The following is a 22,663-nucleotide window of genomic DNA, read 5'->3' as shown; positions in this document are numbered from 1 at the left end:
TGTCGTCACAGTCGGAACGGGCGAGGAAAGAGTCAACTGTCTCGCGTGCTGTGACGACAGCGCTTTTCACTTCCGGCGCGCGGGACATTCAGCTCCGTACAAAGCCGACGATGTCCTTGACTGAATCCATCACCGGCCGGGCGATGGCGCGGGCGCGCTCAGCGCCAGTCGCGAGGATACGGTCGATCTCGCCGGGATCGGCGACGAGGCGCTTCATTTCGGCGGTGATCGGCGAGAGCTTGGCGACGGACAGGTCGGCCAGCGCCACCTTGAAGGTGGAGAACTGGCCGCCACCGAACTCGGCGAGGACCTCCGCCTTGGAGCGGCCGGACAAGGCGGCAAAGATACCGACGAGATTGTCGGCCTCGGCGCGGCCCTTCAGGCCGGCCTCCTCCGAAGGCAGCGCCTCCGGGTCGGTGCGCGCCTTGCGGACCTTCTGCGCGATGGTGTCGGCGTCGTCGGTCAGCGCGATGCGCGAATAGTCCGACGGGTCGGACTTCGACATCTTCTTGGTGCCGTCGCGCAGGCTCATGACGCGCGTCGCCGGCCCGATGATCACCGGTTCGGTGACCGGGAAGAAGGCGTCGCCATGCCCAAGCTCGGCGATGCGCCCGGCGTAGTCGTTGTTGAACTTGATGGCGATGTCGCGGGTCAGTTCCAGGTGCTGCTTCTGGTCTTCGCCAACCGGCACGTGGGTGGCGCGATAGGCGAGGATGTCGGCGGCCATCAGGCTCGGATAGGCGAAGAGGCCGAGGGAGGCGTTCTCCTTGTCCTTGCCGGCCTTGTCCTTGAACTGCGTCATGCGGCTCATCCAGCCGATGCGCGCGATGCAGTTGAACACCCAGGCGAGCTCGGCGTGCTCGTGGACCTGGCTCTGGTTGAACAGGATGGAACGCTTCGGATCGATGCCGGCGGCGATATAGGCGGCGGTCACCTCGCGGATCGCCTTTTGCAGCGCCTTCGGGTCCTGCCAGACGGTGATCGCGTGCATGTCGACGACGCAATAGATGCAGTCGTGCGTCTCCTGCATCGCGACCCAGTTCACCAGGGCGCCGAGATAGTTGCCGAGGTGCAGGTCGCCGGAAGGCTGCATGCCCGAGAAGACGAGCGGCTTGAAGGTCGCCATGGTGGTGGAATCCCAGAGCAGGGGCGGCCGTCTGCCGCTCCGAAGGCGCGCTTCCTCGCATGGCCTGCGGGGCGATTCAAGGCTGACGGATCAGCCGTGGTTCGCCTGGCATGGCAGGACAAGCAGCCATGTGGTAATACATCCCTTGTATGAAGTATTACTGGAGGCCTGCCGATGGCGACGACGGTGACGCAGAAGGGTCAGGTGACCATCCCGAAACGGGTGCGCGACGCGCTCGGCATCGTGCCTGGCAGCAAGGTCGAATTCGCCCGCACCGCGGATGGCCAGATCATCATGATGAAGGCCGGACAGGCTTCCGCCCGGAGCGTCCTTGCCGGCCTGCGCGGCAGCGCTGGGCCCGGCTTGACCACCGACGAGATCATGGCCATGACCCGTGGCGATCCCTCTGAATGATCCTCGTCGACACGAATGTCCTTCTGGACATTGTCACCGACGATCCGGTCTGGGCGTCATGGTCGACGGCCCGACTCGACGCGGCCCTGATTTTCGGGCCGGTCGCAGTCAATGATGTGGTCTATGCCGAACTGTCCGTCCGCTTTGCGCAGATGCAGGACGTGGACCGGGTGCTGGAAACCGCAAGGCTGACCCTCGACCCCATCCCGCGCAACGCCCTCTTTCTCGCCGGCAAGGCCTTCGAGGCCTATCGGCGCGCGGGCGGAATGCGAACCGGAGTGCTGCCGGACTTCTTCATCGGCGCCCATGCCGCCGTGCGCGGCTGGCCAATGCTGACGCGCGATGCCCGCCGCTACCGACGCTATTTTCCGGAACTGGAACTCATCGCCCCGGGTTGAGGCTATTCCGCCAGCACGCGCGTCGGCGGGAAGACCACCTCGACCAGCGTTCCCTGGTTCGGCGTCGAGGAGATGCCGAAACTGGCGCGGTTGGCCTCCACCAGCGCCTTGGTCAACGGCAGGCCGAGGCCAGTGCCCTTCGCAGCGCGCGGATTGGAGGTCGCCACCTGCCGGAACGGCTCCATCGCGGCCCTGAGCTCGCTTTCCGTCATGCCGATGCCGGTGTCGCGCACCCTGAGCACGGCCTCGCCGGCATCCGACAGCCCCGTCGAGACGATGATCTGGCCGCCGGCCGGCGTGAACTTCACCGAGTTGGACAGGAGGTTCAGAACGATCTGCCGCAGCGAGCGGGCATCCGCCACCACATTGGGCAGGCGTGGCTGCAGCGAGGAGCGGATGATCACCCGGTCGCGGTTGGCCTGCGGCTGCATGGTGGCCACCGTCGACTGCACCATCTCGTTGAGGTCGACGCTGGTGAAGGCGAGTTCCAGCTTGCCGGCCTCGATCTTGGACAGGTCCAGAAGGTCGTTGATCAGCGACAGGACATGGCCGCCCGAGGCGTGGATGTCCTTCAGGTAATCGCGGTAGCGCTCGTTGCCGACCGGGCCGAAGCGCTCCTCCATCATCACCTCGGAGAAGCCGATGATGGCGTTGAGCGGTGTGCGGATCTCGTGGCTGATCTTGGCGAGGAAGTCGGATTTCTGCGACGAGGCCTGCTCGGCCTGCCGCTTGGCGGCGATGAGGTCCTCCTCGGCCTTTTTCCACTGCGTCATGTCGCGGAAGACGGCGGCGAGCTTCGGTTTCGACGCGGGGCCGGTGCGGCCCATGGTCATGTAGAGCGGGATGAGGCCGCCCTGCTTGACACGGCCGATGATCTGCCGGCCGTCGTTGAGCACGCTGGCGACACCGTTGGACAGCAGGCCGTCGCAATAGTCGAGCGCCGAGCGGTGGCTCTCGGGGGCGAACAGCGCGGTGATGGAGCGGCCCTTCACCTCGGCGGATTCGTAGCCGAACAGCGCCTCCGCCGAGCGGTTCATGCTCTCGATGGCGCCGTCGGCCGTGACGATGACAATGCCGTCGGTCGCCGTATCGAGGATCTGCTCGACCTCGTCGAGCCGGCCGCGCAACTCGCTCAGGGTCGCCGATTCGTGGTCGGCCACAGTCTCGAGGACGGGCTCCACCCGGCGCAGCGAGAACAGGAAGGCGGAATCTCCGGCCCAGGCGATGCGCGAGAGGTTCACCTCGACGGGAACGGCCGAGCCGTCCTCGGTGGTCAGCGTCACCGCGTCGCTGCCGGTGTCGTCCGGGCCTCCGGCGAACAGACGGGAAATGCCCCCTGCGCGTTCCAGGTCGGCGGCATCGGCGAAGCCGATCCAGTCCAGCAGGGTGCGGTTGGCGAAGAGGATGGCGTTGCCGCGATGGACAACGAGGCCGGCCGGAACGCGGTCGAGCAGGCTCGCGAGATCGCCGGAGGGGTCCTGCTGCGGGACGGCATCGGCGCCGAAAGCGCTCGGCAGGGGTCCGAAGGGTGTGCCGGACTCGACGAAGCGGGCCACAGGGACGTCTTCCGCAGGGGTCGCCGGGGCCTCCGCGGTGTCGGCGACCGCACCATCCGGCAGCGCTTGGGCCGCGGGCTGGTCGATCGGCGTCGGGGTCGTCTCGTCGGTCGGGGCGGTCGGGACAACGTCGACCTCGGCCCTGACCTGCTCGACCGGAGGCGGCAGCGGCTCCGGGACCCTGGTCGCGGCCGGATCGGTCGTCGCCTGCTCCTCATCGGTGCGGGCGCCGAGGGCGCGCGCGATCTCGCGGAAGGCGTTGCGCTCGCCCGGAGAGAGTTGCGGGCGCTTGAGATCCTGGCCGATCGACGTCCTGAGGGCGACGACATTGGGCGGATTGGTGTGGACGGTGAGGATCGGACGCGTCTCCGCCGGCGGCGCGCGGGGGCTCTCCGGTTCCGCCGGGCTCTTTTCGGCAGGCTGATCCGGCAGGCTCTGCGGCGCAGCCGCAGAATCGTCAAGAGCCGCATCGGCCGTCTGGTCCGGGCGGTCGTCAGTGTCAGTGTAGGAGACAGTCTCCGACGCATCGACGGCTGGCTCGTCCTGCACCGGTTCAATTTCGGCCGGAACCGGATCGTCTGTCGCGGGCAGAGCATCGGTGTCACGATTTTCGACAGATTCGGTCGGGGTGGACTCACCCGGAGCCTCGCCGTCGGAAGCCTCGTTCACGGCGGCTTCGGGAGCATCGACCGGCGCGGCCACGACAGGCTCTTCGATCGCATCGGGCGCGGCTTCTGCTTCCGGATTTTTTTCGGCAGGCGTCACGACGGCCAGGGCCGCCGCCGTCGTCGCCGGTTCCACGGCGGCCAGTTCCTCGACAATCAGTCCGAAGCCGGCATAGCCCTGGAAGCCGCCGTCGCGCAGGGTCGGAAAGGCCGCGAGCGTCACGGCGAGGCGCCGCCCGCCCGAGCCGAGGGGCCAGATGGCGGGCACACCGCTGAAGGGGCGCCGCGCCGCCACCGCCTCGGCGAGAGCACCCTGCGGATCGAGACCGAAGCGGCGCACCGCGTCATCGAAGGTGGCATCCGCAGGGGCAGCCACGCTCTCGGGCGCAATGGCGTGGAACCGCAGGTCGGCGTCGAGGCGCCAGGAGAAGCGCTGCGGCACCGCGAGATCGTCGACATGGTTTGCCGGCGCGGCGATCTCTTGCGGCTCCTTCTGGGCGGCTTCGGATGGAGCGGGCCCGGTGGCCGTCTCTGCCTCGACCTGCACGGGCGTGGCGATGGGCGCTGCGGCCAGCGTTCCAGCCTCGGGCTCGGGCTCAAGCACTGTCGCGACCGGATCGACTTCGGGGGCCTTAATCGCGGTCGGCTCGGGCGCTCCAGGCTCCCCGACCGGCACCGCGATGGTTGGGGCATCAGGCGCCTCGGGCGTCGGGGCATCGGTCGCGGCGAGGGCTTCTTCCGCCAGGGCCTCCTGCCCGGGAGCATCGGCGGCGGCCGGCGGTTCAGCGTCCGCTTGAGACGCGGCGGCTGGAGCGGCCGTCTCCTCCGCCCGAGCATCGGCGACCGATGCAACGAGGCGCAGCCCCTGCACGGTGGTGGCTTCGGATGATGCCGCGAGGACTGCCACCGTCGCATCGGCGCCGGGAACGGCGACGAGCGTCATCGGCCCGTTGACGAGTTGGATGGTCGCGCGCCCCGTGGCGGTTATCGCGGCGAGGGACGTGTCCGTGTCAGGTCCGAGGAGGTCGCGCAGCGGCGTCGACGCGAGCGCGGCAGCGCCCCCGCTTGCTGCGAGCGGCGTCCCGGCGGCGTCGAAGGCCAGCGCCGGCAGCTTGAAATCGGTTACGAAGGCGATCACCGCCTCGCGCGGCGAGCCCCGGCGCATCGAGGGCAGGCGCAGGGCGATCAGCCCGACATCGCCGGCCCGCAGCCGCCAGGCTTCCGCCGCGACACTCTCGGAACCGAAACGGCCGGCGACACGCATGCGCTCGGTCCGCGGCGTTCCGTCAGCCGGCAGCAGTGGCGCGAGCCGGGCGACCTGGCCGGCAAAGGCATGGGTCGTGGCATAGTCGCGCTCCATGGCGATGGCGACGCCGGTCGCCCCCATGGCGCGCGCGCCCGACAGATTGGCAAGGATGAGCTTCGAGGCGTCGGACGACCAGATCCACCAAGGACCGGGTTCGCCGATGAGACGCGCGACATCCGGCTCCGACAGGATCGTCGACAGACTGGAAATCTGGGATGTCATGCAGTCGATCCCGTGCGCGAGGCGCGGCGCGCCACCCGGGCGTCCGCATTGGTGAAGGATGTGTTGACAGATTGTGTCGGAACAGAGCCGAAACGTCCACGCCGGGCAGGACGTTACCGGACGTCAACCGGTCGTTAGGGTTAATCCGGCCGGCGACACCGACCGTCAGATGGCACTGCCGTAGCGTCACGCCGCGCGGCCATGCTAGGGGAGCGCGCCTCACCCATGAAAGCCGCGCTTCCCATGATCGACAAGCTCCGATCCCTGATCGAACACCCCCGGTTCGAGCCGTTCATTGTCGTCCTCATCGTCATCAATGCCGTGACGCTCGGTCTGGAGACGAGCCCGACGGTCATGGCGAACGCGGGCGGACTGCTGCACCTCATCGACAACGTGATCCTTGCCGTCTTCGTGGCCGAGATCGCCGCGCGCATTCTGGTGAAGCGGGGCGCCTTCTTCCGCGATCCCTGGAGCCTGTTCGACCTCTTCGTGGTCGGCATCGCGCTGGTCCCGACGACCGATTCCCTCTCGGTGCTGCGCGCGCTGCGCATCCTGCGCGCGCTGCGCCTCGTTACCGCTGTGCCGTCGCTGAAGCGGGTCGTCGGCGGCCTCATCGCCGCCCTGCCGGGCATGGGGTCGATCAGTCTCTTGCTCGGGCTGATCTTCTATGTCTTCGCGGTGATCGTCACCAAGCTCTACGGCGAGGCCATGCCGGAGCAGTTCGGCTCCATCGGCGCATCCGCCTACACCCTGTTTCAGGCCATGACCTTTGACGACTGGTCCAACGGCATCGTCAAGCCGCTGTCGGACAAAGGCTTCGCCAGCGGCTGGTTCGTCATGATGACCTTCATGATCGTCTCCGCCTTCATGGCGCTGAACCTGTTCATCGGCGTCGTGGTCACCGCCCTCGATGCGGAGACTGACGAAACGCAGCCGAAGCTGACCCACCCCGCCGGATCGGCGGCGGAGATTGCGCGGCGTCTCGACGCAGTCATGCAGGAACTCGCGGCGCTGAGGAGCGAACTCGGGAGCCGGAGCCAGACCGGCTGATAGCGCCTGCGATCCGCCGGGGCCCTTGCGGCGTATTTCCGGCTATCCACAGGCTGCGGCGTCCCGCTTTCGCCCGGGCGCTGTCAGGATTACAGATGAAGGTCGGAAGCGCCGCACACGCCGGCGATTCGGGAGGTTTGCATGACCGGCAAGACCCCTGGTTCCTATGAAATCCCCCAGGAAATGCGGGAGTTCGCCGAAAAAAGCGTCGAGCAGGCGCGCAAGGCCTTCGACGGCTTCGTCGGGGCGGCGCACCGCACGGTGTCCGGGATGGAGGATTCCGCCGGGACGGTGCAGTCCAGCACCCAGGATGTCGGCCGCAAGGCCATCGCGTTTGCCGAGACCAACGTCGCTGCCAGCTTCGTCTACGCCCAGCGTCTCGTTCAGGCGCGCGACGTGGCCGAGGTCATGCAGATCCAGAGCGAGTTCCTGCGCGACCAGATGAAGACCATGACGGAACAGGCGCGCGAACTGGGGACGTCCCTGACGCCGCGGGCGAGCGACCGCAAAGTCTGATACCGGCTCAGTGCCACATTGTGCGCTGCAATATATTGTTGCAATGCACAAGGCGATGGTCTATGTAACGACCATACCGGATCCGCCAGCGTGGAGTCCGGGCGCCACTGTCAACTCCAGCGGGGAAGAGGCAGCGGCGGCAAGACCGTTCAAGCGTCCCCGCGAGGAGACCACCATGACTCAGGCTGCTAAAGCGCCGAAGACCGACAAGCCGGTTGCCGCTTCCCAGACGTTCCCCTTCGCGACCTTCGACATCGCCAAGTTCGAAATGCCCAAGTTCGAGATGCCGAAGTTCGACGGTGCCGCCTTCGACCTCTCCAAGGTCGAGGTTCCCGCCGCCATGCGCGAGGCCGCCGACAAGGCCGTCGCGCAGCTGAAGGACGGCTACGCCAAGCTGAAGGCCGCTGCCGAGGAGACCACCGATCTCGTCGAGGACACCTACACGACGGCCTCCGCCGGCGTGAAGGACTTCAATCTCAAGGCGATCGAGGCCGCTCGCATCAACATGAACGCCGGCTTCGATCACGCCCGTGACCTGATGGGCGCCAAGTCGCTCGCCGAGGTGATCGAGCTGCAGTCGACCTATGTCCGCAAGGTGTTCGAGGCGATGCAGACGCAGGGCAAGGATCTTTCGGCCGTCGCCCAGAAGACCGCGACCGACACCATCGAGCCGGTCAAGGAGAAGGTCGGCAAGGTGATCAAGACCGCGACCGTCAACTGATTTCGCTGTCCGCCCCGGCGGACGCGCGCATTCCTCCCCGGTCGCGTCCTTGCAGCTGCGACCAGAACCTTGAGCCCGGGCTTCGGCCCGGGCTTTTTCATCTCCGGTTCTTCGATTCCCTCTTCCTCTCAGAGGCTTGAAGAAATCGGCCAATCCGTGACGAAGGTCACGCGGCGCGCCTTGCATTGCCCGGACCTTCGGACTAGGTTGCGCGCCGCTCGGGAGGGTTTCCCTTCCCCGCATGTGCAGCCGTAGCTCAGTTGGTTAGAGCGCCAGATTGTGGCTCTGGAGGTCCCCCGTTCAATTCGGGGCGGCTGTACCAAACTTCCCGAAAGCCTGTGTCGGTCGGCCGCGTCGTCGCGCCGAATCCGCCATCGCCCGGGCCGAGAGCCATGGCGTGCATGCATCTGCAGGAGCCCGCCACCGGAATGATGGCGGGCCCACGGCTTGCAAGAAGGACGTCTGTCCCCGCAACCTCGATCAGGGTCTGAACTCGTAGCCCGGTCCGATGGCCGCGTCCGCCGGGATCGGCGGCAGGTCGCTGAACAGGGCCGGATGGTCCTGCATCACTTTGACGATGTGCTTCGGTTCGAAATGCTTGTTGACGTCGAAGGTCGCGCGCAGGAAGCCGAGCCGGTGAAGCCTGTCGAGCGCCTCCCACATCGCGCGGTAGTTGTTGGCCGACAGGCGTCGGTCTGCCTGCTGGATGTTGAACTCCATCGCAGTCTCGGCGATGTCCTGCCTCAGTCCCGGAATCCAGCGGGTGGCCACTTGCGCCGCCGGCTTCGGGTTCTTGCGCATCCACTGATCGGCCTCCGACACGGCGATCAGGAACTTCTCAATGGTCGGTCCATTGGCGGCGACCCAAGGCCTGAGGCCGACATTGAAGCCGACATAGGCGATGGCATCACCGCCGCGGATGATCTCCACCGCGCCGGGAACGTCCTTCAGCGCGACGATCGGCCAGGGGTCCCAGCCGGCGAAGGCGTCGATGCCCTTGGCGAGAAGCGCCACCGTCATGTCCGGCGGCGGCGTGTTGACCAACGTCACGTCGGCCGGCGTCAGTCCGCCCTTTTCAAGCAGCGCCAGGACGTAGAGGTGGTTGATGGTGCCGAAGGAGGCGGCGATGCGCTTGCCCTTGAGGCTGGCGAGATTGCCCCTGGTGATTCCGGAATCGCCGCGAGCGACCAGCGCCATTGTGGCGTCCGATCCGCGGGCGGTCGCCTTGCCGGAGTAGTTGCCGAGGGCGACGAGGTCCATGCCGCGCACCACGGCGCCGATCATCGGCACGCCGACCTGCACGATGTTGCTCTCGCCGGCCTGCAGCGCGTTGAGCGCATCGACGCCAGTGGCGTAGGGCCGTGCGATGTCGACGTCGAGCCCCTGCTTCTCGAAGAAGCCGCGCTCGAGCGCGATCGGCAGACCGATCTGGTCGATGCCGGTGACCATGCCGGCCTTGAGCTTGGTCATCTGCTGGGCATAGGCGAGCGCAGGCGCTGCGAGCAGCGTTCCGGCGACAGCCGTCCGTCGGGTAATCATGGTCATCCTCCCTGTTGCAGTGGCTCTATCCGCCTCACCCAGTAGTACCGGGCGATGGCGCCGAGTTGGTTCTTGTCGATGCCGCGCACCTCGACGCTGTTGCCCTCCGTTCCGGAGACGCGCCCGTAGCGCTGGAACACCAGGATATGAAAACGCTCGGGCGCGAAGGGCAAGGTGATCAGCGCGTTGACGCGCTGGCGATCGGGAAAGCCGCCGGCGACCTTGCCCGGCGCAATCGCGAAGAGCCAAGCCTGCCACAGGAGCCATGCGACGGCGAGTCCGAGAAGGATCAGGCCGCGCCTGGAACCGAGCGCCGAGCGGAGCAGCGTCATGCCGACCTCACCAGCCCGAGGACCTTGCCGGACAGCTCCTTGAAAGCATCGTCCACCATCATCCTGTCCCAGACGCGGGGACGCGCCAGCGGCACGTCGACCTCGGCCAAGACCTTGCCCTTCGACAGAACGATCACACGGTTGGCAAGGAACACGGCCTCCGGAACGTCGTGGGTGATGAAGACGACGGTGGGGCGCCGCTCCTCCCAGATGCGCGAGAGTTCGTCCTGCAGCGTCATGCGCGTCTGCGCGTCGACGCTGGCGAAGGGCTCGTCCATCAGGAGGACGTCCGGCTCGTTGGCCAGCGCCCGGACGACCCCGACGCGCTGCTGCATGCCGCCCGAGAGCTCGTTCGGATAGCGATCGGCGGCGTGGGAGAGACCGGCGAGAGCGAGGTATTCGCGCGCGATCGCATCGCGCTCCGCCTTCGGTACGCCGCGCATCTTCGGGCCGAAGCCGACATTGTCGAGAACGGTTTTCCAGGGGAAGAGCGCGAAGGACTGGAACACCACCCCGCGGTCAGGTCCTGGTCCCTTCACTGGTTCGCCGCCGACCAAGATCTCGCCGCCGGAATGCGGGATGAAGCCGGCCACCATGTTGAGGATAGTCGACTTGCCGCAGCCAGACGGACCGACGATGGAGACGAACTCTCCGGCCGGCACCTCCAGCGACACATCGCGGATAGCGGTCACGTGCTCGCCCTTGTAGGCGTCGAAATAGGTCTTCGCGAGATTCTTCAGACTGAGCGACTTCACTGCGTGACCAATCCCCAGCGCCGGCCGGTCGCCCGCTCGATGGGAGCGAGCACCCAGGCATCGACGATGTACCAGAGGATACCGAGCACGATCATGCCCAGCACGATTTCGGTGACCGATCCGGCGCGGCGGGCATCGAACATGAGGAAGCCGATGCCGCTTGTGCCGACGATCATCTCCGCGGCGATCAGCGCCCGCCAGCCGTAGCCGAGGCCGTTGCGCAGGCCCGTCATGATGTTCGGCAGTGCGCCGGGGACCACCACTTCGGTGAGGATGCGCCAGGGCGGCGCGCCGAGGCTCTGGGCGGCCCGGTGGAGCTCGATCCGCACCGAGCGGACGCCGAGCACCGTGTTGAGGATCACCGGGAACAGCACGGTGTAGACAATGACGAAGGTCATGGTCGTCAGGCCAAAGCCGAACCAGATGATCAGGATCGGCAGCCAGGCGATGTCGCCGATGGCCTGGAAGAACAGCAGCACCGGCCAGAGCGCGCGGTGGGCGCCCTTGCTCAAGCCAACCCACAATCCCAGGGGCACGCCGAGCCCGATGCCCACCGCAGCGCCGATCGCGAGCCGCGCGACGCTGTCGCCGAGATAGTCGGGAAGGATGCCCTTCTCCATCAGCGCGACGAACTTGGCCCAGACGTCCGGCGGCGAGGGGAAGAAGGCCGGGGGAAAGGGCCCCCAGGCGGCGACCGCCCACCAGATCGCCACCACCGGAACGAAAGGCGCCAGCGTCTGCAGGACCGGCCATTTCACGGAGGTCCGGAGGCAGAAACTCCAGAGGGGCAGGAGGGCGTTCATGCGCTGACCAGCCCCCAGCGCTCGATGGTCGCCCGCTCGAGCGGCACCAGGATCAGCCTGTCGATCAGCAGCCAGAGGGTGCCGATGACGATCATGCCGAGGACGATGACCTCGGTCTGGTAGAAGTCGCGGGCGACGAACAGCATGTAGCCGAGGCCGACATCGGTGGCGATCATCTCGGCGGCGATCAGGCCGCGCCAGGCGAAGCCGAGGCCGGTGCGGATTCCGGTGACGATGTTCGGCAGCGCGCCGGGCAGCAGCACGTCGGTGAGCATGGCCCCGCGGCGGGCGCCGAGCGAGGCGGCGGCATGGCGCAGCGGCATCGGAATGGTCGAGACGCCGAGCAGCGTGTTGTAGGCGACAACGAAGAAGACGGCGTTGAAGATGACGAAGACGATGGCGCCGAAGCCGTAGCCGAACCACAGCGTCGCGATGGGGATCCAGGCGATGCCGGCGAGTACGGAGAAGAATCGCATCAGCGGCGTGAGGAAGGCGGAGACGCCCCGGCTAACCCCCATCAGGATGCCGAGCGGCACGGCGACCAGCACGGCCAGCACGGTGCCGATGGCGACGCGCGAGACACTGGCGGCAACATGCCGCAGCAGCGTTCCGTCAAGCAGGCTGTCGATTCCCGCCTTGCCGACCGATGCGACGCTGGGGAAGATCTGCGGCCGGACGCCGAGGGCGGGCACGACCACGGCCCACAGGGCAACCAGCACAGCCAAAGGCGCAACGAAGATGAGGGCCGCATTGACGCGGCTTGTCCGTCCCATCCGTCCTCCCATCAGGCGCGGAACGTCCGCGCCCCTGCTGCGCTGCGCTCCCTTTGGCTGGTCCGGTCGAGCGGACCGCGGAGACGTCATGACGCGACACGAGAGACTTCAGGCGAAGCCGCCGGAATGCAAGATGCCGCGGGGCGCATGGCTCACCTGCAGGCCACAATGCCGCACGGCGGCGACCGGCGAGCCCCCGGCAAGCGACGGCTCTATCACACTCTTCAGGACGCGGCCGTGCCCGCCAGATAGGCGACGAGCTTGCGGCCCTCGCTTTCGTTGTGGGTCCAGGCCTCTCTCTGCGCGCGTTCCGGATCGCCGGCGAGCAGCGCCTCTGCCATCGGCGCATGCTGTGCGACGATGGCGAGGAGGTCGTCACCAAGAAGCTGGTTGCTGATGGCGATGACCATCCGCACCTGGTTCTCGACCTGCACATACTGGTTCAGCAGCCGGGCATGGCGCGCCCTCTCGACGATGGCGCGGTGAAAGGCGAAGTCCCTGTCGTTGACGGCGTCGGTGTCGCCGCTCTCGGCGGCGGTGCGCAGATCGGCCATGGCCGCCGCAATGGCCTGCCGCCCCTCGTCGTCCGGATGTTGCGAGACCAGGCGCGCCGCCAGCCCCTCCAGACTGCCGCGCAGCGTCCAGAGCTCCCAGGCGTCCTCCGCCGTGATGCTCGCCACCTGCCAGCCGGTGTAGGGCACCTGGACGAGGATGCCCTCGGCGGCGAGCCGGTGCATGCCGGTGCGGGTCGTCGCGCGAGAAACGCCGAGTTGCCCGGCGAGGGCGGCCTCGGTCAGCCGCGCGCCCGGCGCCGCGCCGCCGGACAGGATGAAGCGACGCAGGTTGTCGACGGCCTGATGCTCGGCCGACTTCTTCTCGACGCGCACCAGGCCGGATTTCAGGGTCATCGGACGCTCCGCTCGCGTGCGCTCAGGCCGCCACCGTCCGCAGCACGGCGTCGAGTTCGGTCAGTAGCCGGTCGGCATGGCTCTTTGCAAACACCAGCGGCGGGCGGATCTTCAGCGTATTGGCGTGGTAGCTGGTCGCCGAGATCAGCACGCGGCGCTCGCGCAGCCCGTTGACCACGGCGAGCGCCGCCTCGCGGTTGGGTTCCTTGGTGGCGCGGTCGCGGACCATCTCGACGCCGATGTAGAGACCGGTTCCCCGCACGTCGCCAATGACCTCGTACTGCTTCGCCAGCGCCGCGAGACCGTCGCGCAGATGGCGACCGACCGCATCGGCATTGGCCATCAGGCCGTCCTCGCGGATGACGTCGAAGGTCGCCTGCGCCGCCGCCACCGCCACCGTGTTGCCGCCGAAGGTGTTGAAGTAGCGCATGTCCTGGCCGAAGCGCTGGATCACCTCGGGCGCCACCGCGATGCCGGCGACCGGGAAGCCGTTGCCCATCGGCTTGCCCATGGTGACGATGTCCGGGTCGATGCCGTGGCGCTGGTAGCCCCACAGATGGGTTCCCGAACGGCCGAAGCCGGACTGCACCTCGTCGGCGATGAACAGGCCGCCGGCCTTGCGCACCACCTCGGCCACCGGCGCCAGCAGCGTCACCGGATCGGAGTAGATGCCGTCGGAAGAGAACAGGGAATCGGCGATGAAGGCCGCGAGGCCCTCGCCGCGGCGCTCCAGCTCGCGCACCTCGTGCGCCACCTGCGCCGCCATGCGTTCACCCAGCGTCGCCGGGTCGAGGCGATAGGAATCCGGGCCGTCGACGCGCCGCACCCAGGTTCCGAGCCGCGATTTCTCGCCCATGGAGGGCGAGAAGCTGGCCGTCAGTTCCGAATTGCCGTGATAGGCCTCGGAGGTGACGATGATGCCGCTGCGGCCGGTGTGGTGCTTGGCGATGCGGACGGCGAGATCGTTCGCCTCCGAGCCGGTGCAGGTCATCATCAGGTGGCCGATGCGGCCGCCGAAGGTCGGCAGGATGGCCTCGGCGAAGTCGAGAATGCCGTCCTGCAGGTAGCGGGTGTGGGTGCACAGGATGCCGAGCTGGCGCGACACGGCTTCGGCGACCTTAGGATGGGCGTGGCCGATGGAGACGACGTTGTTGTAGGCGTCGAGATATTCGTTGCCCTGAGAATCATAGAGCAGCACGCCCTGGCCGCGGCACACCTCGACCGGGTTGGCGTAGAAGAGGCGATAGGCCGGTCCGAGCAGCCGCTGACGCCGCGCGATCATGTCGCGCGTCCGCTGCGGCACGCCGCTCGCATTGTCCGGGTCAAAGGCGTTGACCATATTGCCGGGCTGCCGGGCGGTGGCGGTGGTGTTCATGGCCTTGTCCTTGTCATCCGTGCCGGGGAAGGGGTGAAGCCGTCGTCGACGGCAAGAAGGCCGCGCTGACCTCGTCGGGGTCGCGATCGAGGAACCAGCCGAGTTGCCACCAGCAGGGCGGGGTGTTGCGCAGGATGTAGGTCGCGTTCTGCGGGAAGATGCGGGCGAGCCAGGTCGACAGGAGGATGCGGGCTATCACCCGCCCCATTGTCAGGTGCGGGATCAGCGCGAGTTCCTCCTCGGTCAGGTCCGCCACCGCGAGATAGCCGCGCAGGAGGTCCCGCCCGGCACCGAAGGCGTCCTCCACCGGTGTCAGAGGCAGCTGGTTGAGCAGGGCGGTGGAGACGTCGACGGCGATCGCCGTGCGCACCGCGTCACCGAAATCGATGATGCCGTTCACGAAGGCGGGATTAGCGTGGTCGACGACGATGTTGGAGCGGCTGAAATCGTTGTGCAGCACCTGGCGGCGCAACCGGTCGAGACCGGACGCGGCCGCCGCGAACCTGTCGAGCGCGGTCTCCAGCAGCCTGCGCTCCCCGGCATCGTCGACGCCCGACAGCAGCGGCGCCAGCAGCATGAGGTGCTGCACGTCCCATGCGAGCACCCGGTCCTCCCCGGGATGGCGGAAGTCCGCGGTGGCGAGCCTGAGGCGGGCGAGGATCTCCCCCACCCGCTCGCGCTCCACCGGCGAAGATGTGGTGCTGTCCAGCGGCGTGCCTTCGAGGTAGCTGACCACCCGCACGATACGATCAGTGCCGTCCGATGCACGGTAGAGCGACCGGAGGTCTCCTGCTCGATCGACGAGGACGCGCGGCACGGGCACCCCCGGCGCGTGCCGCTCGATATGGCGGAGAAGGTCGATCTGGAAGTCGATCTCGACCGGTTTTTCCGCGGGATTGGCGATCTTGAGGACATAGGCCTCGCCACCGGCCGTCCTGATCCGGAACGTATCGTCCTTCTCCGTGTCGAAGCGTCGGAATGCACCCTCGAGCCCGTAGCGCTCGCGCGAGACCTGACGCACTTCCGCCTCGCTGAGATGCGCCGCAGAGGTATCGAGGCCGCCGCCCGACAGGATGGAAGGAACAATCATGTGCTCGACACCAGAACCGCTGGCTCGGATAGCCGATTGTCGACAATCGTTCAACTGATGAGGAGCGCCGGCATCGACGGGAGGCAGATCCAACCTCGTTCCCAGGAAGCTCGGTTCTCCGACGCAAGAACGCCGGGGCTCAGCCCCGGCGTTCGATAGGTCAGCGATGTGGTTGTCGGCGTCAGAAGTTGCCGGCCTCGCCCTGGCGATCGGAGCGGGCCTCGCCGGCACGCTCGACGACGACGGGAGCCTGGTAGTCACGGCGGGCGGTGAACTCACGCGGCGCCTCGCTGCGCTGGGTGACGGCGACGTTGGCCGAGGCATCAATCTGGGCGAGAGCCGGGACGGCGGCGGCGAGGGACGCCAGAACGGCGGCGGTGAGGATGAACTTCTTCATGACTGGTCTCCTGGGGGAAGCCGGCGGGCCTTTGGCGGCCCTGCCGGTGAGGATGCGGGCGGACCCGCGTGGGTAGGGACGGCGGCGATCAGAAGTTGCCGGCCGGACCCTGGCGGTCGCTGCGGACCTCGCCCGCACGCTCGCCCATGACGGGAGCCTGATACGCGCGGCGGGCGGTGAACTCGCGCGGCGTCTGGGTCTGGTACTGGGTGACCGTGTTGCGCGGGGTCGCCTCGACCTGGGCGAGAGCCGGGACGGCGGCGGCGAGGGGCGCCAGAACGGCGGCGGTGAGGATGAACTTCTTCATGACTTGTCTCCTGGGGGAAGCCGGCGGGCCTTTGTCGGCCCAGCCGGTCGGGATGCGGGCTGACCCGCATGGGTAGGGACGGCGGCGATCAGAAGTTGCCGGCCGGGCCCTGACGGTTGATCCGGACCTGCTCGCCACGGTTCAGCGCGGCGGGAACCTCGATGACGCGGCGGGAGGTGAACTCGCGCGGCGCCTCGCTGCGCTGGGTGACGGCGACGTTGGCCGAGGCATCGACCTGGGCGAGAGCCGGGACGGCGGCGGCGAGGGGGGCCAGCAGGGCGCCGGCAAGGATGAGCTTCTTCATGGTCATTCTCCGTTCGAACCCGGGCGGGGAGGGACACGCGCCGCCCGGAAAGTGTTGCTGTGTCGGCGGGAGGTGTCCGCCGTCGACACCGCTGAATTGGGCCCTCAGCCTTTCACTTGCCAATCACGAGATTGAGAAATTGCAATGTTGGGAGCATCGATAGATTTGCATCATTGCACAGTCGCAATTTCGTGAGGATAAATCGCGAGGCCGTGATCGACGGCATCTTGCGGCGCAGCAGAACGTGCCAGGTGCTGCGGAGGCTGCCGCGGGATGCGATGAAGGCACTCTGCCGGACGCCGTCCCGAAAACGAAAAAGGGCGGCCCGCCGGGCCGCCCTTTCGTGATCTGGTCTGAAGGTGCGTCTCAGGCTGCGCCGTAGCCGACCGTGCCCTTGATCTCGAGGAACTCCTCAAGGCCGAACTCGGCATATTCGCGGCCGTTGCCAGACTGCTTGTAGCCGCCGAACGGCGCACCGGCATCCCAGGCGGGATAGTTGATGTAGACATTGCCTGAGCGCATCTGCGCGGCGATCTTGCGGGCCTTCTCGAGCGATCCGGACTGCACGTAGGAGGCAAGCCCATAGGGCGTGTCGTTGGCCCGCGCGACGATCTCATCCTCGCTCTCGTAGGGAAGGATCGCCAGGACGGGTCCGAAGATCTCCTCCTTCGCGATGGTCATGTCGTCGGTGACGCCGGCGAAGACGGTCGGCCGCACATAGTAGCCGCGGTTGAGGCCCTCGGGCCGGCCGGTGCCGCCGGTCACCAGCTCGGCGCCCTCCTTGATGCCGCTCTCGATCAGCTTCTGGATCTTGTTGAACTGGATCTCGCTGACCACCGGACCCATCCAGCTGTCGTCCGCCGAGGCCGGTCCCACCTTCAGCTTGTCGGCGACCTCTTTCGCGACCTGCTTGGCCTCGTCGTGCTTGGCGGCCGGCACGAACATGCGGGTCGGCGCGTTGCAGGACTGGCCGGAGTTGCGCATCATCCCCTCGACGCCGAGCTTCACCGCCTTGGCGAGGTCGGCGTCGGGAAGGATGATGTTGGCCGACTTGCCGCCGAGCTCCTGATGGACGCGCTTGACCGTGTCGGCCGCCGCCTTGGCGACGAGCACGCCGGCACGGGTCGAGCCGGTGAAGGACACCATGTCGACGCCGGGATGGCGGGCGATCGCCTCGCCGACGGTGGGACCATCGCCGTTGACGAGGTTGAACACGCCCTTCGGTACGCCGGCCTCATGCATGATCTCGGCGAAGATGATGCCGTTGAGCGGTGCGATCTCGCTCGGCTTCAGCACCATGGTGCATCCGGCGGCGAGCGCCGGGGCGACCTTGCACATGATCTGGTTGATCGGCCAGTTCCACGGCGTGATCATGCCGACGACGCCGATGGGCTCCTTGGAGATGAGGGTCGTGCCGCGCAGCTCCTCGAATTCGAAGGTCTCCAGCGTCTCGATCATCTTCGACAGATGCGCCGTGCCCATGCCGGCCTGCGCGGTGTGCGCCAGCTTCTTCGGCGCGCCCATCTCGCGCGAGAGCGCATCGGCGACGTCCGCGAAGCGCTTGTTATAGACCTCCAGCAGCTTGCGCATCAGCGCCAGGCGCTCGGCCTTGGTGGTCTGGGAAAACGTCTTGAAGGCCTCGCGCGCGGCCTTCACCGCCTTGTCGACGTCAGCCTCGGTGCCGAGAGCGATCTTGGTGAAGGGCTCTTCCGTCGAGGGGTCGATGACGTCGAGCGTCGCCGTGCCGGTGGGGGCGACCCATTCGCCGTCGATATAGAATTTGAGATTGTTGGACATCGCGTTCGTCCTCCGAAACTGCCAGACGCGGGAACCAGATTCCGCAAACAGAACTGGCCGGGCGCGCAAACTGCCACCATTCCCCCGTATCGCGCCAGCCCCGGTTCCGGCAGGGCTCCCTTTCCGGTCCGATCCGAGCCAAAGAGAAAGGCCGCGCCCTTGCGGACGCGGCCTTGGCTTGTCGCGGATGTGAGACGATTAGCGGCCGGCGCGTGCGCGGGCGCGGATCATGAAGGCGTCGAAGGTGAACTCGGCGACCTGCCACCACAGATACTGCTCGGAGCGCGTCGCCTGCATCGCGTCGATGATCTTCTTGAAATCGGCGTTCCGGGCGCTGATCTCGCCGTAGAGCTGGTTGGTCGCAGTAAAGGCCGCTTCCATCACCTCCTGCGGGAAGGGACGCAACTGCGTGCCGGCGGCGACGAGGCGGCGCAGGGCGGCCGGGTTCTGCAGGTCGTACTTGGCCTGCATGACCGTGTTCGCCGTGGCGCAGGCGTTGTTGAGGGCCGCCTGGTATGACTTCGGCAGGGCGTTCCACTTCTCCAGGTTGATCATGGCGTGGACGGTCGGGCCGCCTTCCCACCAGCCGGGATAGTAGTAGAACGGCGCCACCTTGTTGAAGCCGAGCTTCTCGTCGTCATAGGGGCCGACCCACTCCGCCGCGTCGATGGTGCCCTTCTCCAGCGCCGGATAGATGTCGCCACCGGCGACCTGCTGCGGCACGACGCCCATCTTGGCCATGACCTGGCCGGTGATGCCGGCGATGCGCATCTTCAGGCCCTGCAGGTCGGCGACCGTCTTGATCTCCTTGCGGAACCAGCCGCCCATCTGCGCGCCGGTATTGCCGGCCGGGATCGCGTGGATGGTGTACTTCTTGTAGAACTCGTTGAAGAGCTCGTTGCCGCCGCCCTGATACAGCCAGGCGTTCATCTGGCGGGCGTTGAGGCCGAAGGGCACGGCCGTACCGATGGCGAAGGTCGGGTCCTTGCCGACATAGTAGTAGGAGCAGGTGTGGCACATCTCGACCGTGTTGTTGGACACGGCGTCGAGGGCCTGCAGGCCGGGGACGATCTCGCCGGCGGCGAAGACCTGGATCTGGAACCTGTTGTCGGTCAGTTCGGCGACCTGCTTGGAGATGGTCTCGGCAGCGCCGTAGATCGTGTCGAGCGACTTCGGGAAGCTGGACGTCAGGCGCCACTTGATCTCGGGCGAGGACTGCGCGACGGCGGGAGCGGCGACTGCCGCTGCAGCGGCAAGGCCGGCACCCGAAGCGGCGAGGAAATTGCGGCGTTTCATGCGTATCCTCCAGGGGGAATGGCAGCGAAATCTCAAGGTTCCGCCGAAGGCGCCATAAGCCGAAGGTCGCTGCACCGGAGCAACGCCTTTGCTGCAATGCAGCTTCGCGTTAGCCTTCCGGCCAATAACAGGGCGCGAACGTGAAAAGGCGCTTTGTCGGCCCTTGCGGCTGTGACCATCGGCAAGGTGGCGCCGCAGCCTGACCGGGCTATAGTTGAAAAAAGAACGACATATCCGGGGGAAGCTGCATGCAGGGTTCACAGGCCTGTTCCGAACGCTTCATGCTCGTGGGGCCTGAACGTGTCTTCTATGCGGGCCTTCTCGGCCGGCCGAAACGGCGCACCCTCGGGTCATTCATCGTTTTTGCGAGCATGCAGGGGGGGTTGAGGCTTTCGGTCGCAGGCGAGCCCGACCGTCTGGTCGAGGCGGCCGTCATGCCGGCCTATCGCGAGCACAGCATCGAGCCGGAACATCCATCGGTCATCGGCGTCCTCGTCGAGCCGGATTCGGTCGACCCCGCGGCTCTGGACCGCATGGCCGCCGAACTCGGTGCCCTCGCGGAGGGGGACCTCGCCGACCGCCTGCGGGCCGCCCATCGGCGCCTGCGGGCGATGCCCCTTAAGCACCGGATGGGAGCGGCCGACTTCGACACCGCGGTCTTTGGCGCGCCTCTGGCGCCCCGTGTGCTCGATCGCCGCATTGCACGCGTTCTCGCGGCCCTGCGCGACCAGCCGGGGGAGGCCTTCACCGCCGCCGACTGCGCCGCGATGGCGAACCTGTCGGTCTCCCGCTTCCTGCATCTGTTCAAACAGGAAACGGGCATCGCCTTCCGCGCCTGCCGGGCCTGGAAGCGGGCGCGGCACCTCCTCAACTTCGCCAACGAGACCATCAACATGGCGCATCTGGCGCTCGACATCGGTTATCCGGACTCGACCCATTTCTCCCACTCGATCCGCCGCTTCTACGGCCTCAAGCCGCGCGCCATTTTCTCCGGCTCGCGCCAGCTGGAGATCTTCCGCAGCGAGGCGGCCGCGAGCGCGTGACCAGTTCACGCAAGCAGGGCGTGCCACGGAGCCCTTAGCCTTGCGGGCATCAGACCGACGATAGGGACAAGGCGCCATGCTGTTCACGGCCGAGCACGAGGAGGTCAGGCGCAGCCTGCAGAGGCTGATCGCCACCGAGATCAACCCCTATGTGGACGCGTGGGAGGAGGCCGGACGCTTCCCCGCCCACACCGTCTTCAAGAAGCTGGGTGAGGCCGGCTATCTCGGCCTCAACAAGCCGGTCGAATATGGCGGCATGGGCCTCGACTATTCCTACGCCCTGCTGATGGCGGAGGAGGTCGGCGGCATTCACTGCGGCTCGGTGCCCATGGCCATCGGCGTGCAGACGGACATGGCGACGCCGGCGCTCGCCCGCTTCGGGTCGGACCATGTGAAGGCGGAGTTCCTGGCCCCCGCCATCGCCGGCGATCACGTCGCCTGCATCGGCGTTTCCGAGCCGGGCGCCGGCTCCGACGTCGCCTCGATCAAGACCACGGCGCGGTCCGACGGCGACGACTACGTCATCACCGGCGGCAAGATGTGGATCACCAACGGCGCCCAGGCCGACTGGATCTGCCTCCTCGCCAATACCGGCGACGGCCCGGCCCATCGCAACAAGTCGCTGATCTGCGTGCCGATGAAGGAGAAGGGCGTCACCGTCGCCCGCACCCTCGACAAACTCGGCATGCGCGCCTCCGACACGGCGCAGATCTTCTTCGACGAGGTCCGGGTCCCCAAGCGCAACCGCATCGGCGAGGAGGGCAAGGGCTTCACCTACCAGATGATGCAGTTCCAGGAGGAGCGGCTGTGGGGCGCCGCGGCGGGGCTGAAGCCGGCCGAATGGATCATCGACCAGACCATCGAATACACCCGCGGCCGGCAGGCCTTCGGCAAGTCCATCCTCGATAACCAGGTCGTGCATTTCCGCCTCGCCGAGCTGAAGACGGAAGTGGAGATGCTGCGCGCCCTCATCTACCGCGCCGCCGAGATGATGATCGCTGGCGAGGACATGACGACGCTCGCCTCCATGGCCAAGCTGAAGGCCGGCCGCATCGGCCGCGAGGTGGCGGACGCCTGCATGCAGTACTGGGGCGGCATGGGCTACATGAACGAGACCCCGGTGACGCGCTACTACCGCGACGCCCGCCTCACCTCCATCGCCGGCGGCGCCGACGAGGTCATGCTGTCCATCATCTGCAAGGCCATGGGCACGCTTCCCGGCATGAGCAACCGCCAATGATCCTCTATCACTGCCTCTCCGCCCGCTCCTTCCGACCCCTCTGGACGCTGGAGGAGATGGGCCTCGCCTACGAGCTGAAGGTGCTGCCCTTTCCGCCGCGCGCCTTTGCCAAGGAGTATTTCGACGTCAATGTGCTGGGCACCGTGCCCTTCCTGATCGACGGCGATACGCGCATGACCGAGTCGGCGGCGATCTGCGAATATCTCGCGGTGCGTCACGGTCCCACGCCTCTGGCGGTCGCGCCGGCCGAGCCCGACTATGGGCTCTGGCTTAACTGGCTGCATCACAGCGACGCGACGCTCACCTTTCCGCAGGCTCTGGTGCTGCGCTATTCCCGCTTCGAGCCGCCGGAGCGCCGCCAGCCCCAGGTGGCCGAGGACTATGCCAAGTGGTTCCTCGGCCGGCTGCGCATGCTCGACGCCCATCTCCTGAAATATGACTGGCTGGCGGGCGGCCGCTTCACGGTCGCCGACATCGCCGTCGGCTATGCGCTGATGCTGGCCGAGGTGCTCGGTCTGTCGCGGGAGTTCCAGCCGCAGACGTCCGCCTACTGGGCGCGGCTGAAGGAGCGCGACGGCTACCGCCGTGCCCTGGCTGTCCAGGACGAGGTGGCGGCGCAACAGGGCGTGAAGCCGATCTTCTGACGCGCCGCACCGGCGCGAGAGGCGGGGTCCGCGACCAGCCACTCCGCACAAGACGATCCCCTCGCAGCGGGCCAGTGTGACGGCCA

At 67.2% G+C, this 22,663-nt stretch carries 23 protein-coding genes and 1 tRNA gene; 9 read left to right on the top strand and 15 right to left on the bottom strand.

Annotation, left to right across the window (positions count from 1 at the left end; translation table 11 throughout):
- Positions 1-88: 88 nt before the first annotated feature.
- A complete protein-coding gene (trpS, locus tag ACJ4V0_RS06140) occupies positions 89-1,126 on the bottom strand; it encodes a tryptophan--tRNA ligase (RefSeq protein ID WP_448298679.1) in 1,038 nt (345 codons plus the stop codon).
- 174 nt (positions 1,127-1,300) lie between these two features.
- Between trpS and ACJ4V0_RS06135 the strand changes: the two genes are divergently transcribed.
- Both ACJ4V0_RS06135 and ACJ4V0_RS06130 read left to right on the top strand, forming a co-directional pair.
- Positions 1,301-1,540, top strand: a complete 240-nt coding sequence (locus ACJ4V0_RS06135; RefSeq protein ID WP_448298678.1) for an AbrB/MazE/SpoVT family DNA-binding domain-containing protein — start codon at positions 1,301-1,303, stop codon at positions 1,538-1,540.
- On the top strand, positions 1,537-1,938 hold the full coding sequence (locus tag ACJ4V0_RS06130; RefSeq protein WP_448298677.1) for a type II toxin-antitoxin system VapC family toxin: 402 nt from the start codon (positions 1,537-1,539) through the stop codon (positions 1,936-1,938). The genes ACJ4V0_RS06135 and ACJ4V0_RS06130 overlap by 4 nt, the downstream gene beginning before the upstream one ends.
- A gap of 2 nt (positions 1,939-1,940) precedes the next feature.
- Here ACJ4V0_RS06130 and ACJ4V0_RS06125 read toward each other — a convergent pair whose 3' ends face one another.
- Entirely contained in the window at positions 1,941-5,687 is a 3,747-nt protein-coding gene (locus ACJ4V0_RS06125; protein ID WP_448298676.1) for a PAS domain-containing sensor histidine kinase, read from the bottom strand.
- Positions 5,688-5,912: 225 nt separating this feature from the next.
- Between ACJ4V0_RS06125 and ACJ4V0_RS06120 the strand changes: the two genes are divergently transcribed.
- From ACJ4V0_RS06120 to ACJ4V0_RS06105, 4 genes are all read left to right on the top strand, one after another.
- Complete coding sequence (locus ACJ4V0_RS06120) at positions 5,913-6,737, top strand: ion transporter (protein ID WP_448298675.1); 825 nt, start codon at positions 5,913-5,915, stop codon at positions 6,735-6,737.
- A gap of 141 nt (positions 6,738-6,878) precedes the next feature.
- The gene (locus ACJ4V0_RS06115; RefSeq protein WP_448298674.1) at positions 6,879-7,253 is read left to right on the top strand and encodes a phasin; all 375 of its coding nucleotides are present in this window, start codon (positions 6,879-6,881) and stop codon (positions 7,251-7,253) included.
- Positions 7,254-7,428: 175 nt separating this feature from the next.
- Positions 7,429-7,974: a phasin gene (locus ACJ4V0_RS06110; protein WP_448298673.1), complete on the top strand. Its 546-nt coding sequence runs from the start codon at positions 7,429-7,431 to the stop codon at positions 7,972-7,974.
- Positions 7,975-8,219: 245 nt separating this feature from the next.
- A tRNA-His gene (locus tag ACJ4V0_RS06105) sits at positions 8,220-8,296 on the top strand.
- A gap of 158 nt (positions 8,297-8,454) precedes the next feature.
- Here the strand turns inward: ACJ4V0_RS06105 and ACJ4V0_RS06100 are convergent.
- The 13 genes from ACJ4V0_RS06100 to ACJ4V0_RS06040 form a co-directional block, all read right to left on the bottom strand.
- Positions 8,455-9,513: an ABC transporter substrate-binding protein gene (locus ACJ4V0_RS06100; protein WP_448298672.1), complete on the bottom strand. Its 1,059-nt coding sequence runs from the start codon at positions 9,511-9,513 to the stop codon at positions 8,455-8,457.
- A 2-nt stretch (positions 9,514-9,515) separates the two neighbouring features.
- Positions 9,516-9,845, bottom strand: a complete 330-nt coding sequence (locus tag ACJ4V0_RS06095) for a hypothetical protein (protein WP_448298671.1) — start codon at positions 9,843-9,845, stop codon at positions 9,516-9,518.
- Positions 9,842-10,600 (bottom strand): ABC transporter ATP-binding protein, encoded by a 759-nt coding sequence (locus ACJ4V0_RS06090; RefSeq protein WP_448298670.1) that lies wholly within the window; start codon positions 10,598-10,600, stop codon positions 9,842-9,844. The genes ACJ4V0_RS06095 and ACJ4V0_RS06090 overlap by 4 nt, the downstream gene beginning before the upstream one ends.
- Positions 10,597-11,403: an ABC transporter permease gene (locus ACJ4V0_RS06085; RefSeq protein WP_448298669.1), complete on the bottom strand. Its 807-nt coding sequence runs from the start codon at positions 11,401-11,403 to the stop codon at positions 10,597-10,599. The genes ACJ4V0_RS06090 and ACJ4V0_RS06085 overlap by 4 nt, the downstream gene beginning before the upstream one ends.
- The gene (locus tag ACJ4V0_RS06080; RefSeq protein WP_448298668.1) at positions 11,400-12,176 is read right to left on the bottom strand and encodes an ABC transporter permease; all 777 of its coding nucleotides are present in this window, start codon (positions 12,174-12,176) and stop codon (positions 11,400-11,402) included. Before ACJ4V0_RS06080 ends, ACJ4V0_RS06085 begins: the two co-directional genes overlap by 4 nt.
- A 224-nt stretch (positions 12,177-12,400) precedes the next feature.
- Positions 12,401-13,084 (bottom strand): GntR family transcriptional regulator, encoded by a 684-nt coding sequence (locus ACJ4V0_RS06075; protein ID WP_448298667.1) that lies wholly within the window; start codon positions 13,082-13,084, stop codon positions 12,401-12,403.
- 22 nt (positions 13,085-13,106) lie between these two features.
- Positions 13,107-14,459, bottom strand: a complete 1,353-nt coding sequence (locus tag ACJ4V0_RS06070) for an aspartate aminotransferase family protein (RefSeq protein WP_448298666.1) — start codon at positions 14,457-14,459, stop codon at positions 13,107-13,109.
- Positions 14,460-14,472: 13 nt separating this feature from the next.
- Positions 14,473-15,549, bottom strand: coding sequence for a phosphotransferase (locus ACJ4V0_RS06065; RefSeq protein ID WP_448298665.1), 1,077 nt, complete (start codon positions 15,547-15,549; stop codon positions 14,473-14,475).
- A 181-nt stretch (positions 15,550-15,730) separates the two neighbouring features.
- Positions 15,731-15,946: a hypothetical protein gene (locus tag ACJ4V0_RS06060; RefSeq protein WP_448298664.1), complete on the bottom strand. Its 216-nt coding sequence runs from the start codon at positions 15,944-15,946 to the stop codon at positions 15,731-15,733.
- Between the two features lie 88 nt (positions 15,947-16,034).
- A complete protein-coding gene (locus ACJ4V0_RS06055) occupies positions 16,035-16,253 on the bottom strand; it encodes a hypothetical protein (RefSeq protein ID WP_448298663.1) in 219 nt (72 codons plus the stop codon).
- A gap of 88 nt (positions 16,254-16,341) precedes the next feature.
- On the bottom strand, positions 16,342-16,557 hold the full coding sequence (locus ACJ4V0_RS06050) for a hypothetical protein (protein ID WP_448298662.1): 216 nt from the start codon (positions 16,555-16,557) through the stop codon (positions 16,342-16,344).
- Positions 16,558-16,923: 366 nt separating this feature from the next.
- Positions 16,924-18,354 (bottom strand): aldehyde dehydrogenase family protein, encoded by a 1,431-nt coding sequence (locus ACJ4V0_RS06045; RefSeq protein WP_448298661.1) that lies wholly within the window; start codon positions 18,352-18,354, stop codon positions 16,924-16,926.
- Positions 18,355-18,552: 198 nt separating this feature from the next.
- The gene (locus ACJ4V0_RS06040; RefSeq protein WP_448298660.1) at positions 18,553-19,650 is read right to left on the bottom strand and encodes a TRAP transporter substrate-binding protein; all 1,098 of its coding nucleotides are present in this window, start codon (positions 19,648-19,650) and stop codon (positions 18,553-18,555) included.
- 248 nt (positions 19,651-19,898) lie between these two features.
- Here ACJ4V0_RS06040 and ACJ4V0_RS06035 point away from each other — a divergent pair, with 248 nt between their 5' ends.
- From ACJ4V0_RS06035 to ACJ4V0_RS06025, 3 genes are all read left to right on the top strand, one after another.
- Positions 19,899-20,693 (top strand): helix-turn-helix domain-containing protein, encoded by a 795-nt coding sequence (locus ACJ4V0_RS06035; RefSeq protein WP_448298659.1) that lies wholly within the window; start codon positions 19,899-19,901, stop codon positions 20,691-20,693.
- A 76-nt stretch (positions 20,694-20,769) separates the two neighbouring features.
- Positions 20,770-21,933, top strand: a complete 1,164-nt coding sequence (locus ACJ4V0_RS06030) for an acyl-CoA dehydrogenase family protein (RefSeq protein ID WP_448298658.1) — start codon at positions 20,770-20,772, stop codon at positions 21,931-21,933.
- Positions 21,930-22,577 carry a glutathione S-transferase family protein gene (locus tag ACJ4V0_RS06025; RefSeq protein WP_448298657.1) on the top strand — a complete coding sequence of 216 codons (648 nt, stop codon included), beginning with the start codon at positions 21,930-21,932 and terminating at the stop codon, positions 22,575-22,577. The genes ACJ4V0_RS06030 and ACJ4V0_RS06025 overlap by 4 nt, the downstream gene beginning before the upstream one ends.
- Positions 22,578-22,663 lie beyond the last annotated feature (86 nt).

Source organism: Phreatobacter aquiterrae (genome assembly GCF_053471285.1).
The sequence above is the reverse complement of the archived record's forward strand: the minus strand, read 5'-3'. Positions and strand labels throughout refer to the sequence as shown.